Genomic DNA, 14891 nt, shown 5'->3' on the forward strand with positions numbered 1-14891 from the left:
CGTCAGGGGGCCATGTCGGAATCGAGGGCCTCGCCGGCTTCGCCGCCGTATTCGCGCAGCCGGTTGTAGAGCGTCTTCAGGCTGATGCCCAGGGCGGCGGCGGTGCGCTCCTTGCGGTAGTTGTAGTGCCGCAGCGTGGCCATCGTCAGCGCCTGCACGGCCTCGGCCGCCGAAATGCCGATGGGCAGCGTGATGGTGGCCGAGGGCGCGCTGGAAATGCGTTGCGCCAGCATGTCGTCAAAGGGCGTGGGGGCGGAGTCTTCCTCCAGCGCGGGCGCGGCGACACGCGGCGTGCCGGCTCCGGCCCACGGCGCGGCGGGCTTGGTCAGGCTGTCCTTGCGCGGCAGCCAGCGGCAGTCGATCTCACCGCCCTGCGCCATCACATAGGCGCGCTGTATGGCGTTGCGCAGCTCGCGCACATTGCCCGGCCAGGGATAGTCCTGCAGATGCGCCAGCGCGGCGGGCGTCAGCTCGCACTTGCGGCCCTCCTGCTCGGAGACGGACTCCAGGAAGTGCTGCGCCAGCAGCGGCACGTCGGCCAGCCGCTCGCGCAGCGGCGGCAGCGCCAGCGGGAACACGTTGAGCCGGTAGAGCAGGTCCTCGCGCATGCGGCCGGCGGCCACTGCGCGCTCGGGCACGCGGTTGGTGGCAGCAATGATGCGCACGTCGGTCTCCTGGCTCACCGTGCCGCCCACGCGCATGTAGCGGCCCGTCTCCAGCACGCGCAGCAGCTTGACCTGCAGGTCCAGCGGCATCTCGGTGATCTCGTCCAGGAACAGCGTGCCGCCTCGGGCGCGTTCGAAGAAGCCCTGGTGCTGCCGCTCGGCGCCGGTGAAGCTGCCCTTCTCGTGGCCGAAGATCTCGCTCTCGATCAGCTGCGGCGAAATGGCGCCGCAGTTCACGGCGATGAACGGGAACTTGCGACGGCGCGAGAGGTCGTGCACCGTCTGCGCCACCACCTCCTTGCCGGTACCGCTTTCGCCGGTGATGAACACCGTGATGCTGGTGCCGGCCACGCGGGCGATCTGCTGGTACAGGCTCTGCATCGCCGGGCTCTTGCCCCAGAGGTGGCCGAAGTGGCCGCTGGCGTCCAGATTGGCGTTCAGCGCCTGCACTTCGGTCTGCAGCTCCGCCGGCTTCATCAGCCGCGACAGCAGCCCGCGCAGGTGGGTGTGGTTGATGGGTTTGACGAGGTAGTCCGCCGCACCCAGGCGCAGCGCCTGGATGGAGGTGTCGATGCTGGCGTGGCCCGTGCACAGCACGACCTCGGCATTGGCGGCGATGGCGGGGTCGTTCATGAGCTCCATGCCGTTGCCATCGGGGAGCTGCAGGTCCAGCAGCAACAAGTCGGGCTGCTGCAACGAGATCTGGCGGCGCGCTTCACGGATGGACTGCGCGGTAGCCACCGTGAGGCCCTGGCGCGCGATCAGGGACTGCAGCGAGCGGGCGTACTCGATGTCGTCGTCAATGATCAACGCATGCGGGACGCGATGACTTCTTTCGGGGTTGTTCAAAACGCTTGTTGCCAGGTCGTGCAAAAACGTGATTTTTAAGGGCAGACACCGATTTGAGGGAGACCGTTACCCGATACGAAGCGGAAGTCTGGGACACGCCGGCGCCGTGGGAACGCCGCTTGTGTCCACCGACAGAAGCGTTACAAACGCCTCGGCCCGTGTCCCGGCGATGGGAATGCGGCTTGCAGCCGTCAAGGCATGCATGCCTACAAAGACAGATTTACCGCCGCTTCCGCCGGCACCGCGACAACCTTCGACACCTTGGTGGTGGGCGCCGGCTTCGCCGGCAGCGTCATTGCCGAACGGCTGGCCTCCCAGGGCGGCCAGCGCGTGCTCGTCGTGGACCGCCGCCCGCACGTCGGCGGCAACGCCCATGACGAGTACAACGACGCCGGGCTGCTCGTGCACCCCTACGGCCCGCACATTTTTCACACCAATTCGGCAGACGTGTTCGGCTACCTGTCGCAGTTCACGTCCTGGCGGCCCTACCAGCACCGCGTGCTGGCCAGCGTGGACGGGCAGCTGCTGCCCATGCCGATCAACCTGGATACCGTCAACCGCCTCTACGGCCTGCAATTGAGCGCCTTCGAGCTGGAGCCGTTCTTCGCCGGTGTTGCAGAGAAGGTGGACGCCGTGCGGACCTCGGAGGACGTGGTGGTCGGCAAGGTGGGGCGCGACCTGTACAACAAGTTCTTCCGCGGCTACACACGCAAGCAGTGGGGGCTGGACCCGTCCGAGCTGGACGCCAGCGTGACGGCCCGCGTGCCCACGCGCACCAACCGCGACGACCGCTATTTCACCGACACCTACCAGGCCATGCCGATGCATGGCTACCACCGGCTGTTCGCGGCCATGCTGGCCCACCCGCGCATCCATGTGATGCTCAACACCGACTACCGCGACATCGTGCAGCGCCTGCCGTGGCGGCACATGGTCTATACCGGGCCCATCGACAGCTTCTTCGACCATCGCTTCGGCCAGCTGCCCTACCGCAGCCTGCGCTTCGAGCATGTGACGTTGGCGGCACCGGGCGGGCAGGGCTTCGTGCAGCCCGTGGGCACGGTCAACCACCCCAACGACCACGCCTACACGCGCGTCACCGAGTTCAAGCACCTCACCGGCCAGCGGCACGCCGAGACGGCGCTGGTCTACGAATACCCGCAGGCCGAGGGCGACCCCTACTACCCCGTGCCGCGTGCCGAGAACACCGCGCTGTTCCGGCGTTATGAGGCCGAGGCCGAGCAGCTCAGCGACGTGACCTTCGTGGGCCGGCTGGCGAGCTACAAGTACTACAACATGGACCAGGTCGTGGCGCAGGCGCTGACCGTGGCCAGGCGCCTGCTGGCCGGCGCGCAGCCGGCCGCCTGATCAGTAGCTTGCCGGGCTGGCCGGCGAGGCCGGTGGCTGGGGCGGGATGACCTCGGGCGCCGGCGTGGTGCTCGGAGTCGTGCTGGGCGTGGTGCTCGGCGTCGTCGTGGTTGGCGAGGTGGTGCTCTGCGGCACGTCCTCCGGCTGGCGCTTGCAGCCGGCGAGCGTGACGAGCATGGCGGCGCTGAGCAGGGCCGCGAGTTTGGTGTGGCGGGTGGTGTTCATGAAAGCTCCTGAAGTTGCCCAAGGCAGGCGACCGGCAGCAGCGGCAATCCGCGTTCCTCCGGCGGCCCGAAAGGCGTCTGGGCGCCAAGGGGCCGCAGCAGTTCACGGCTCAAGGTCAGGGGCACCGGGCAGCAGCAGCGTCACCGTGGTGCCCTGCCCCGGCCGGCTGCTCAGCCGCGCGATGCCGCCGGCCTGCCGGCAGAAGCCGGCCACCTGGGTCAGCCCCAGGCCCTGGCCCTGGCCTGGCTCCCGGGTCGTGAAGAAGGGCTCGAACACGCGCTCGACCAGCGCCGCGGGCACGCCCACGCCGTCGTCCGTCACCGTCAATGTCACCCAGCGATCTTTTGGGTTCGGCAAGCCGTAAAGGTCTGCGCTCTCGGCATTGCCAGCCTGGAGGCACAGGTGGCCGCCGTCGGGCATCGCGTCGCGGGCGTTGAGGCCCAGGTTGATCAGTGCCAGCTCCAGCTCGCCCGGGTCCACACAGATGGGCACGGTGGCCGGCTCGACATGCACGGTGATGGCCACGCGGGGCCCGAGCACCCTGCGCAGCAGATCCGGCACCTCGGGCAGGTAGCGCGTCAGCTCCGTGCGCTGCGGCTGCGCCGGCCGGTGGCCGGCAAGGCGCAGCAGCTGCCGCGTTGTCTGGCTGCCGGCCTCCACCGTGCGCAGGATGGAGTCGACCAGCGCCTGGGCCTCTGCGTCCTTGGCATGGTCCTGCAGCAGATGGGTGTTGTTGCTGATGGTGCCCAGCAGGTTGTTGAAGTGATGCGCGACGCCGCCGGTCAGCCGGCCCAGGGCGCCCAGGCGCTGGCCGTGGCTGGCGCGCTGCTCATCATGCCGCGTGCGCGCCGCCATGTCGGCCGCGCGCTGCTGCAGCGCAAGCTCGCGGTCCTGTGCGGCGCGTGACGCCTCCATCAAGGTGCGTACCACCACGTCGCATTCGGCAATGCCGGTGGGCGCGTGCGCCACGGCCTGCCCGGTGCGCAGGGACTCTGCCGCCGCCCGCAGCCGCTCGATGGCGCGCAGCAGGCGGCGGGACACCGCCCACACGCCCGCCGCCGCTGCCAGCAGCAGCGCCACCGCATAGGGCAGCAGGCGCCTGTCGGCGGCATGCTCGGCGGCCGCTGTGCCGTATACCAGCCACAGCGAGCCCAGCAGTGCCGGCACGGCGATGGCCAGTGCCAGCAACACCAGGGACGAGCGGATCGAAGACAGCATGGAAGAACGGCGCCGCGGGCCAGGGAGAGAAGGCCAGGATGATCGCCGTCCAGGCTGCTTATTGCGCTCCCCAGTTCTCCGGCGAACGGCCCCGCAACGGGCCTCTCGATTGCTGCCCGGTGCCGCGCTCAGCCCGGCCTGCCGTGCTCCGCGATCAGGCGCCGCAGGTCGGTCAGGTCGATCGGCTTCACCAGATGGGCGTCAAAGCCCGCGTTGATCGTGTCCTGCTGGTCCTGCGGGGCACCCCAGCCGGTGGCGGCGATCAGCAGCAGGTGCCGGCCCCAGGGCTCGGCGCGGATGCGGCGGGCCACCTCCAGGCCGCTGACGTCGGGCAGGCCCAGGTCCAGGATCACGACGTCGGGCCGCAGTGCCTTGGCGACCTTCAGGCCTTCCTCGCCCGAGCCGGCGCTGTCGACCTGGTGGCCGGCCGCGCGCAACACCTTGGTCAGGCTCCACAGCGCTTCGGTGTTGTCGTCGACGATCAGCAGCCGCCGGCCCTGGCCGGCGCCGGCCACGGGCTGTGCCGGCGGCTGCAACTGCCCGCGAGGCGACAGCGGCAGCCGCACGACGAACTCGCTGCCGCTGCCCGGGCCGTCGCTGAAGCCGGTGATGGTGCCGCCGTGCCGCTCGACGATGCTGCGCGCCAGCGCCAGCCCCACGCCCAGGCCGGGCACCGTCTGGCGCCTCTGGTCGCTCGGCTGGTCGCGGGTGAACATGTCGAACATGGACTCGATCACGTCGGGCCGTATGCCGATGCCGTTGTCGTGCACGGCCACGACCGCGCAGCCGTCGTCCACGCCGGCCGACAGCTCGATGCTGCCGCCGGTGCCGGTGTACTTGATGGCGTTGAGCAGCAGGTTGGACAGCACCTGGCTCAGCCGCATCGGGTCGCCTTCGAGCATGAGGGGGCCGTCGGGCAGGTTCAGCGTGAATCGGTGGCCGGCGGCGTCCATCGCGTGCCGGGTGGCGGCCACGGCCTCCTCGATGATGGGCCGCAGGTCGATGGGCCGCAGCTGCAGCACCAGCTTGTCCAGGCGCAGCAGCGAGACGTCCAGCAGGTCGGTGAGCAGGGCCTTCATGGCCTCCACCTGGCGCTGCACCATGGCCAGGGCGCGCTCGCGGTCCTTGCCGGCCGCGTTGTCCAGCTGCAGCACGCTGGCCGCCGCACCGATGGATGCGAGCGGGTTGCGCAATTCATGCGCCAGCACGGCCAGGAAACGGTCCTTGGCGGCGTCGGCGGCTTCCAGCGCGGTCATGGCGCGCTGTTTGTCCTCCACAGCGAGCTGGAGCTCGCTGCGGCTGTCTTCCAGCGCCTGCCGGGATTGGCGCTCCTCGGTCTGGTCGCGCATGATCTTGACGAAGCCCTGCACCTCGCTGCCCTGGGGGCCGCCCTGCATGGCCATCAGTGCGCCGCTCACCCACAGCTTGCTGCCGTCCCTGCGCACATGCAGCCGGTCGTCGGACGAGCGGCCGGTCGTGGTCGCGCAATGCACTTCGTGCTCCGGCGCGCCGGCGGCCCGGTCTTCGACGGTGAACAGCTTGTCGAAGCGCTGGCCCAGCATCTCGGCTTCGCTGTAGCCCAGCAGCACCTCGGCGCCGGCGTTCCAGTGCGTGACTCGGCGGTCCAGGTCGATGGAGAAGATGGCGTAGTCGCGTGCGTTCTCGACGATGAGGCGCAGCTGCTCCTCGCTGCGCCGCAGCGCGATCTCGGTCAGCCGGCGTTCGGTCATGTCGATGCTGACGATCAGCAGCGAGCTGGGCTTGCCTTCGGCATCGGTCAGCGCCGTGCCGCTCTTGTGCAGCCACAGCGTGGCGCCGTCGCGGCGCTGCGCACGCATGGTGCCGCGATAGCCGCAGGCCTCGACCATGGCACGCACCGCCTCGCGGGCTTCATTCGCGTCGTCGGGGTGCACCAGCTCCAGCACGTTGCGGCCGGCCAGCTCCTCGGGCAGATAGCCCAGCAGATCGGCATGGAAGCGGTTGACGTACAGGATGGTGCCGTCCAGCGCTGCCTGCACCACGCCCACGCTGGCCTGGTTGAACACGGCGGCAAAGCGCTCGTCGGCTGAACGCTCGGCTTCCTGGCCGCGCTTGCGTTCGGTGATGTCGACGAAAGTGAAGACGACACCGGCGATGTGATCGTCGATGGTGCGGTAGGGCAGGGCACGGACGAAATACCAGTGGCCGTTGGTGGCGCGGATCTCCCTTTCGGTGGGCACCAGGCGGTCCAGCACCTGGCGCGCGTCGCGGTGCAGCTCGGCGTAGTCGAGCTGGTTGGTCAGGTCCGACAGCGGCCGGCCCATGTCGCTGGGGATGAAGTTGAACAGCGCCAGCGCCGACGGCGTGTAGCGTGTGACGCGCAGCCCGCGGTCCAGGAAGATGGTGGCGATGGCGGTCGCATCCATCAGGTTCTGCATGTCGCTGTTGGAATGCCCCAGCTCGTCGATCTTGCCCTTCAGCTCCTGGTTGACGGTGGTCAGTTCCTCGTTGATGGACTGCAGCTCCTCGCGGCTGGTTTCCAGCTCCTCGGTGGCGGAGCGCAGCTCCTCGTTCATGGCCTGCAGTTCTTCGTTGCTGGACTTCAGCTCCTCGGTGGAGGCCTCGTACTGCTCCACCGTGTCGCGCAGGTGCGCCTTCATGCGCTCCAGCTCACGATCCAGCTGGGTGGCCAGCGTGTCGTCGCGCCGCGTGGAGATGGCCGGCGGCCGCGGGGCTGCGCCGCTCGCCGGGCCGGCCTCCGAGCGCACATGCACCAGCACCAGGGCCAGGCCCGAGCGCAGATCACCCAGCGGCCGCACCTCCAGGACGACCAGGTCGCTGCCATCGGCTCCGTTGTCCAGCGCCTGCGGCGGCGTGTACACCACCGTCTGCTGCTGCGCGGCCTGGTACAGCGCCGCGCGCAGCTCGATGCGCAACTCGGTCCGGATCAGGCGCAGCAGGTTGCGCGTGGGCTCGCCGCCCGACACCTGCATGTATCGGCCGGCGCTGGGCGACATGTGCAGCACCTCGTGCTCGCCGTCGACGATCAGCGAGGGCGGCGCCAGCTGCTCCAGCAGCTTGAAATGCAATTCGCCCCACGACGAGGCCCGGCCCTCGAGGCTGGTCGGCGGCTTCTGGACGAGCGAGCCCTGTGCGAATGCGGCGCCGACGACGACCGGGCCCGAGCGCGCCGCCTGCTGTGCCTCCAGGGCCAGTGCCATGGTGGACGGGCCGCCGGGAATGGGCACGGTCGTGCGCGGTGCGGCGCGGCGGTCGTACAGGCGCAACGCCTTGTTCACGACCGTGAACTTGCTGTTGCCGTCGTCCACCGACTCGGACGCGCCGAGGAACAGCAGGCCGCCGGGCTGCAGCGAGAAATGGAAGATGTCGAACACGCGCTGCTGGGCCTCGCGCGTCAGGTAGATCAGCAGGTTGCGGCACGACACCAGCTCCAGGCGCGAGAAGGGCGAATCCTTCAGCACGTCGTGCACGGCGAACAGCACGATCTCGCGCAGCTCGCGCCGCACGCGGTAGCCGCGGTGCTCGCGCACGAAGAAGCGGCGCAGCCGGTCCTCCGACACGTCGGCCTCGATGGCCGTCTGGTAGAGCCCTTCGCGCGCCACGCGCAGGGCTTCGTCGTCCAGGTCGGTGGCGAAGACCTGCAGCTGCGGCGGGGCGTCCAGCGTGCGCGCGTATTCGCTGAGCAGCATGGCGATGGTGTAGGCCTCCTCGCCGGTGGCGCAGGCCACCACCCAGACACGCACCGTGTCGCTGGCCCCCTTGTCGCGGAAGAGTCGCGGCAGCTCCTGCTCCAGCGCGTCGAAGCACTCCGCATCGCGGAAGAAGTTGGTGACGCTGATGAGCAGGTCCTGCAGCAGCGCGCCCACCTCGCCCGGCCGCGTGCGCAGGCAGCCGAGGTAGGCGGTGATGCTTTCGATGTCGTTGACCTGCATGCGCCGCGCGATGCGGCGCAGGATGGTGGCGCGCTTGTAGTACGAAAAATCGCGCCCGGTGCGGGTGCGCAGGTAGCTGAGCACGTCGCGCAGCGCGGCTTCGTCCCCCTCCATGCCGCTGCGCGCCGGCTCGGCTGGCTGCGCGCCGCGCTCCGGCGGCAGGCGCATCTCGCGCTCCAGCCGGAAGTAGTTCAGCACCCGCCTGGGGATCTCGGCGGCGGGCAGCACCCAGTCCACCATGCCGGTGGCGATGGCCGAACGCGGCATGCCGCCGGCTTCGGCCTCCTGCGGGTCCTGCACCACGGTCAGGCCGCCACGCTCCTTGATGCGGCGGATGCCGACGGCACCGTCACCGTCCATGCCCGACAGCACGACCGCTGCGGCATGCGGGCCGTGCGTCTCGGCCAGCGTGCGGAAGAACAGGTCCACCGTGACATGCCGCGCCGTGTCGCGCAGCATGGGCACCACGCGCAGATGGCCGTCCATGCTGTGCAGTGCCTTGCCCGGCGGGATGACGTACACGGTGTTGGCCTCCACCGGCTGTGGCTCGTGCACCTGCACGACCGGCATGGTGGTGGAGCGCTGCAGCACGTCGGCCAGCAGGCTTTCATGGTCGGGCGAGAGGTGCAGCACGACGACATAGGCGATGCCGCCATCGACGGGGGCCTGTTCGAAGAAGCTCTTCAGCGCCTGGATGCCGCCGGCCGAGGCGCCGAGCCCCACCACCGGCACCCGGTCGTAGCCGACCGTCGGGATCACGTTGTCCAGGTCGTCCGACCGAAGCTCGTGTTCGCCTGCGGGGGTCACTTCGTCGCTCATCTGAGTCCTTGTCGAGCCCCGAGTCGCGACGTCCGGGCGTTGGGTGGGAAGCCGGGCCCGTTGCCCGGGTCGTCGCTTCAGCGGCGCATTGTCACGCTGCAGCCTCCCGACAGAGCAGTCGGCGGGCCCCTACGTTTGCCCCCGCATTCGGCGCGACGATTCCAGAGGCGAGGCCTTGCGGCAGGCCGGGTGGCGCTGGCTTTTCGACTGCAAAAGGTTCTGGCGTTTGTTGCCGAAGTGCGCCACCCCGTTGAGCGGTCAGGCAGCAGCTCTTGCCGCCGTCCAGAGGCACGCGGATTGCTCGATTTCCGGGCTAGCAGCCGCCACAGGGGCGGCAGCGCTAGAGCAACTCGTGAAAGGAAGAGACATGTCGCAACACGACGATCAACACCGTCAGCACGGTAATCAACAGCGCGGCCAAGGCTACGGCGACGATCAACAGCAGCAGCGCAACTTCAACCCGCAAGGCCAGCAAAGCCATCAAGGCGGCAGCTACGGCGGCGGCTCGCAAGGTGGCAACTACGGCGGCCAGGGCGGTGGCTATGGCGGCTCTCAAGGTGGCAGCTACGGTGGCCAGGGCGGCGGCTACGGCGGTTCCCAAAGCTACCAGGGTGGTGGCTCCCAAGGCGGAAGCTATGGCGGCTCGCAAGGTGGCAGCTACGGCGGTCAGGGCAGCAGCTCCGGCGGTTCACAGGGCTACCAGGGCGGTGGCTCCCAAGGTGGTGGCTACGGCAGCCAGGGCGGCAGCTATGGCTCCCAAGGCGGCTACGGCGGTTCCCAGGGCTATCAGGGTGGTGGCTCCCAGGGTGGTGGCTACGGTGGCCAGGGCGGCAGCTATGGTGGCCAGGGCTACCAGGGCGGTGGCTCCCAAGGCGGCGGCTACGGCGGCCAGGGCGGCAGCTATGGCGGTTCGCAAGGCGGCAGCTATGGCGGCCAGGGCGGCTACGGTGGTTCGCAGGGCTACCAGGGTGGTGGCTCCCAAGGTGGCGGCTATCTGACGGGCAGCCACCAGGGGTATGAGGATCAGAGCCGCAGCTTTCAGCAGCGCGGCCAATATGGCCACGGCGGGCAGGAGTCGCAATTCGGTCAGGGCCAGGGCGGCTACGGCGGGAGCAACTTCTCGAGTGGCGGCTACGGCGGCCAGAGCGGTCAGGGCGGCAGCTACGGCGGCTACGGCGGAGGCCAAGGCGCCAGCCAGGGCGGTCTGTCGGAAGGCCGCCAGAGCTATGGCGCGCAGGGGCAGGGTTCGGCAAGCGGCCGCCACCATGACCCGGACTACGACCAATGGCGCAACCAGCAGATCAGTGAACTGGACCGCGATTACGACACCTGGCGGCAAGAGCGCTTCAAGAAGTTCTCGGACGAGTTCTCGTCCTGGCGCGGCGCCCGCTCCGGTTCTGGTTCCGGCTCCGGCTCGGGCTCGGGCACCGCGAATCGCAAGAGCACTGACGACACCGACGTGGACAGCGGCCTGTCTGCAAGCGGCTCCGGCAGCAGCGGGTCCACGAGCGGCAGCAGCAGTGGCAGCACTGGCAGCGGCAGCACCGGACTCAGCGGCAGCAGCGGCAGCAGTGGTTCCAGTGGCGGCAGTGGTTCGAGCGGCACCAGCGGCTTGAGCAGCGCCAGCGGCTCCAGCGGCAGCAGTGGCTCCACGGGCAGCAGCAGCAGCGGCGCCAGTGGCAGCAGCAAGGACGCCAAGACCAAGTGACGATGGCCCATGACGATCCGCAGCGCCGGATTCGTCCCTACAGCACCGCTCGCCGCGGTGCTTTTTTTTGGCATGGCGCCCGACGAGCACCATGCCAGTTCAGTTCCTCAAGGCCGACGCGGCGGCAGGTTCTGCCGGCCTATGGCCCCGGGCGCCCGCCCGTGACGCCGAGCACGCTGCCGGTCATGTAGCTGCCTTCCTGCGACGCCAGCAGCACGAAGGCGGCGGCCAGCTCGGCCGGTTGGCCTGGGCGCTTGAGCGGTGAGTCCTCGCCGAACTTCGGCAGCTCTTCGGGGAGCTGGCCGCCGCTGGGCTGCAGCGGTGTCCAGATGGGGCCGGGCGCCACGGCGTTGACGCGGATTCCCTTCTCCGCCAGTTGCTTGGCCAGCGATTTGGTGAAGGCGACCAGGGCGGCCTTGGTGGAGGCGTAGTCAAGCAGCTGCGCCGGCGGGTCGTAGGCCACGACCGAGGCGGTGTTGATGATGGCGGCGCCGGCGCGCAGATGCTGCAGCGCCGCCTTGGTCGTCCAGAACGGCGCGTAGATGTTGGTCTTGAAGGTCGCGTCGAACTGCTCGCTGTCGATCTCGTCGATGGACTTGCGTGCCTGCTGTTTGGCCGCGTTGTTGACGAGGATGTCCAGGCCGCCCAGGCCCTTCACGGCGTCGGCGACGAGCTGCTGGCAGACGCGCTCGCTGCGGATGTCTGCGGGCAGCGCGACGGCCTTGCGGCCTTCGGCGCGGATGAGCGCAATCACCTCGCGGGCGTCTTCCTCCTCGGCCGGCAGATAGCCGATGGCGACGTCGGCGCCCTCGCGGGCGAAGGCGATGGCCGCCGCGCGGCCGATGCCGGAGTCGCCGCCCGTGATCAACGCCCGCCGGCCTTTGAGGCGGCCAGAGCCCACATAGCTCTTCTCGCCGTGGTCGGGCCTCGGGTTCATCCGGGAGGCCAGCCCCGGCGGCGGCTGCTTCTGCTCGGCAAACGGCGGCTTGGGATATTGCGACCGCGGGTCCTGCATGGGCGGCCGCGCGCCGGCACCTGAGGCGTCCTGCGCCTGAGCCGCGCCGGCAATCAGCGCTGGCGCGGCGGCCAGGCCCGCTCCCACGGCGCTAAGCGTCTGGCGCCGCCCGGCGTCGATAGGCGGGGCGTGCCGTTCCTGTCCATCCTTCATTGAAAACTCCTTGTTCCGAGCTGCCAAGAAAACCTGTCGGTGTTTGCCGGCTTACACCCAGGTCTCGCCGTAGAAGTCGTAGACCTTGCGTCCGTACTCCTCGGTGTACTCGGGGCGGGCGTCTTCCGCGTAGCGCGGGGCGTTCTCCAGCGTCGACTTGTCGATGTCGACCACGAAGCCGTCCTTGCCCGTGTCGTAGGTCAACGTGCTCCATGGCACCGGGTAGCGGTCCGTGCCCATGCCTAGGAAGCCGCCGAACTCGAGCGCTGCATAGCGCACGCGACCCGACAGCTTGTCGATGACGAGGTCATCGATGGAGCCGAGAGCCTCGCCCTGGCGGTTGTAGACCTTGGTGCCCTCGACGTCGGCGGACGAGATGACGGGGCCGGAAGTGCTGACATCGCTCATGGAAATCTCCTTGGAAGGGGTGGGTGGAACGCTCCGCCAGACTGGCGCGGGGAGCGGCCTTCGGGGTGGCAAGGCTCGTTCCCGAAGCGCCCGCCACGGTGTTGACGCGACTGCGAACGGGCGCGCGGTTTGCCGGCTGGCATTGCCCTCTTTCCTCAACACCCAGGAGGTTCAGATGACCCACGACGATCCACGGCATCGCTCGCCGCCCCGCGCCGAACCGCTTCAGCCTGATCTGCCCGGACGCGGCACGGAAAAGCAGGACAAACACAGCGGTGCCGCACCGGCCAAGGGCGAGCAGCGGGACGTGCCCGAAAGCGCCGAGAAGCTGAAGCGGCAAAGCGACGTCGCCATCGAAAACACCCGCGAGGGCTATGGCGGCAGCTGACCCGGTACGTGGCTTGCCGCAGCGTTGCCTTGACGGCCACAAGGAGCGGGCATGGCAAGGACGGTGAGTGACCAGCTGCTGCAGCGGCTGCATGACTGGGGCGTTCGTCGCGTCTATGGCTATCCGGGCGACGGCATCAACGGCCTGATGGGCGCCTTCGGCCGCATGGGTGAGCGCATGCAGTTCGTGCAGGCGCGCCATGAGGAGCTGGCCGCCTTCATGGCCACCGCGCACGCCAAGTTCACGGGCGAGGTGGGCGTGTGCATGGCCACGTCGGGCCCCGGCGCCATCCATCTGCTGAACGGCCTTTACGACGCCAAGGCCGACCACCAGCCCGTTGTGGCCATCGTCGGCCAGCAGGCCCGCGCGGCGCTGGGTGGCGACTACCAGCAGGAGGTGGACCTGGCCAGCCTGTTCAAGGACGTGGCCCACGAGTTCGTGCACATGGCCACGGTGCCAGCGCAGGTGCGCCACCTGGTGGACCGGGCGGTGCGCATTGCGCGTGACCAGCGCTGCGTGACCTGCGTCATCCTGCCCAACGACCTGCAGGAGATGGACGCCGTGGAGCAGCCGCCGCGCGAGCACGGCACGGTGCATTCCGGCATCGGCATGACCGCCAAGCCGCAGCTGCCCGACGAGGCCAGCCTGCGCGCTGCGGCCGACGTGCTGAACGCCGGCCAGAAGGTGGCGATCCTGGCGGGTGCCGGTGCCCTGCATGCCACCGACGAACTCATCGCCGTGGCCGACCTGCTCGGCGCCGGCATCGCCAAGGCGCTCCTGGGCAAGTTCGCGGTGCCCGACGACCTGCCGTTTGTGACCGGTGCCATCGGTCTGCTCGGCACCGCGCCGAGCTGGGAGCTGATGAACGGCTGCGACACGCTGCTGATGGTGGGCTCCAGCTTTCCGTACTCGGAGTTCCTGCCCAAGGAGGGCCAGGCGCGCGGCGTGCAGATCGACCTGGACGGCCGCAAGCTGTCCATCCGCTACCCGATGGAGATCAACCTTGTCGGCGACAGCCAACGCACGCTGCAGGCGCTGCTGCCCATGCTCAAGCGCAAGGACGACCGCAGCTGGCGCGACAAGATTGCGGCCGACGTGCGCGACTGGTGGGGCGTGCTGGAGAAGCGCGCGATGAACGAGGCCGCGCCGATCAACCCCCAACGTGTGTTCTGGGAGCTCTCGCCGCAGTTGCCCGACAACGCCATGCTGACCGTCGACTCCGGCACCAGCGCGGCCTGGTATGCCCGCGACATCAAGGCGCGGCGCGGCATGATGGGCTCGCTCTCGGGCGGGCTGGCGACGATGGGCAATGCCGTGCCCTACGCGCTGGCCGCCAAGATGTGCCACCCCGACCGGCCGGCCATCGCGCTGGTGGGCGACGGCGCGATGCAGATGCTGGGCATCAACGGCCTCATCACCATCGCCCACCACTGGCGGCAATGGCGCGACCCGCGGCTCGTGGTGATGGTGCTGAACAACGGCGACTTGAACATGGTCACCTGGGAGCAGCGCGTGAGCGCGGGCGACCCGAAGTTCAGCGCCTCGCAGGACCTGCCGGCCTTCCCCTTTGCCGAGTTCGCCAGCCTGCTCGGCCTGCGCAGCCTGCGCGTGGACCGCCCCGACCAGATCGCCGATGCGTGGGCCCAGGCGCTGGCGGCCGACCGGCCGATGCTGCTGGAATTCATGACCGACGCCAACGTGCCGCCCGTGCCACCCCACCTGAGCCTGAAGCAGGCCGCGAATTACGCGAAAGCCTTGCTGCAAGGCGATCCGGATGCGAAGCAGGTCGTCATGGCGACGCTGTGGGAAGCCTGGGACGGCCTTGCCGGCAAGCGCTAGATGACACAGGCCAGTGGCGCTGAAGAGCGACGACGCGCGGGCAGGCCGTGGACCTGCTGAAGCTGCTTGAGTGGCCGGCAATGCTGGTCACGGTCGCCGCGTCGTGGCTCGTGGCGTCGACGAGCAACGGCCGTCGCCGCCTGGGCTTCTGGACCTTCCTGCTCAGCAATGGGCTGTGGATAGGCTGGGGCGTCGCTGCCCAGGCTCACGCCCTCGTCGTGCTGCAGGTGTGCCTGGCGGCGATGAACATCCGCGGCGCATGGAAGGCCGCCAGGGAGAAGAAGCGCGAATGAGACGCGGCGGC

General features: G+C 69.3%; 11 protein-coding genes. 5 read left to right on the forward strand and 6 right to left on the reverse strand.

Annotated features, from left to right (window positions below; translation table 11 throughout):
- Positions 1-2: 2 nt before the first annotated feature.
- Positions 3-1475 (reverse strand): sigma-54-dependent transcriptional regulator, encoded by a 1473-nt coding sequence (locus AC0IZJ_RS09100; protein ID WP_471848808.1) that lies wholly within the window; start codon positions 1473-1475, stop codon positions 3-5.
- Positions 1476-1712: 237 nt separating this feature from the next.
- On the opposite strand from AC0IZJ_RS09100, the gene glf reads away from it, so the two are divergent.
- Positions 1713-2882: a UDP-galactopyranose mutase gene (glf, locus tag AC0IZJ_RS09105; RefSeq protein ID WP_471848810.1), complete on the forward strand. Its 1170-nt coding sequence runs from the start codon at positions 1713-1715 to the stop codon at positions 2880-2882.
- On the opposite strand, the gene AC0IZJ_RS09110 is transcribed toward glf, so the two are convergent.
- The 3 genes from AC0IZJ_RS09110 to AC0IZJ_RS09120 all read right to left on the reverse strand — a co-directional run bounded on the left by AC0IZJ_RS09110 (position 2883) and on the right by AC0IZJ_RS09120 (position 9076).
- Entirely contained in the window at positions 2883-3107 is a 225-nt protein-coding gene (locus AC0IZJ_RS09110; RefSeq protein ID WP_471848812.1) for a hypothetical protein, read from the reverse strand.
- Between the two features lie 102 nt (positions 3108-3209).
- Positions 3210-4325: a sensor histidine kinase gene (locus AC0IZJ_RS09115; RefSeq protein WP_471848814.1), complete on the reverse strand. Its 1116-nt coding sequence runs from the start codon at positions 4323-4325 to the stop codon at positions 3210-3212.
- A gap of 128 nt (positions 4326-4453) precedes the next feature.
- Positions 4454-9076, reverse strand: a complete 4623-nt coding sequence (locus AC0IZJ_RS09120; RefSeq protein WP_471848816.1) for a chemotaxis protein CheB — start codon at positions 9074-9076, stop codon at positions 4454-4456.
- Positions 9077-9443: 367 nt separating this feature from the next.
- On the opposite strand from AC0IZJ_RS09120, the gene AC0IZJ_RS09125 reads away from it, so the two are divergent.
- Positions 9444-10784 (forward strand): hypothetical protein, encoded by a 1341-nt coding sequence (locus tag AC0IZJ_RS09125; protein ID WP_471848818.1) that lies wholly within the window; start codon positions 9444-9446, stop codon positions 10782-10784.
- Between the two features lie 139 nt (positions 10785-10923).
- Here the strand turns inward: AC0IZJ_RS09125 and AC0IZJ_RS09130 are convergent, their stop codons facing one another.
- Positions 10924-11952, reverse strand: a complete 1029-nt coding sequence (locus AC0IZJ_RS09130) for an SDR family oxidoreductase (RefSeq protein ID WP_471848820.1) — start codon at positions 11950-11952, stop codon at positions 10924-10926.
- Positions 11953-12003: 51 nt separating this feature from the next.
- Positions 12004-12360, reverse strand: coding sequence for a PRC-barrel domain-containing protein (locus AC0IZJ_RS09135; RefSeq protein ID WP_471848822.1), 357 nt, complete (start codon positions 12358-12360; stop codon positions 12004-12006).
- Positions 12361-12535: 175 nt separating this feature from the next.
- Here AC0IZJ_RS09135 and AC0IZJ_RS09140 point away from each other — a divergent pair, with 175 nt between their 5' ends.
- Genes AC0IZJ_RS09140 through AC0IZJ_RS09150 form a run of 3 tightly spaced genes read left to right on the forward strand, consistent with a single transcriptional unit; the run spans position 12536 to position 14880 of the window.
- Positions 12536-12748 (forward strand): hypothetical protein, encoded by a 213-nt coding sequence (locus tag AC0IZJ_RS09140; RefSeq protein ID WP_471848824.1) that lies wholly within the window; start codon positions 12536-12538, stop codon positions 12746-12748.
- Positions 12749-12799: 51 nt separating this feature from the next.
- Complete coding sequence (locus AC0IZJ_RS09145; protein WP_471848826.1) at positions 12800-14587, forward strand: thiamine pyrophosphate-requiring protein; 1788 nt, start codon at positions 12800-12802, stop codon at positions 14585-14587.
- Positions 14588-14634: 47 nt separating this feature from the next.
- A complete protein-coding gene (locus AC0IZJ_RS09150; protein ID WP_471848828.1) occupies positions 14635-14880 on the forward strand; it encodes a hypothetical protein in 246 nt (81 codons plus the stop codon).
- The last annotated feature ends 11 nt before the right edge of the window (positions 14881-14891 follow it).

The organism is Roseateles sp. AC306, assembly GCF_979253795.1.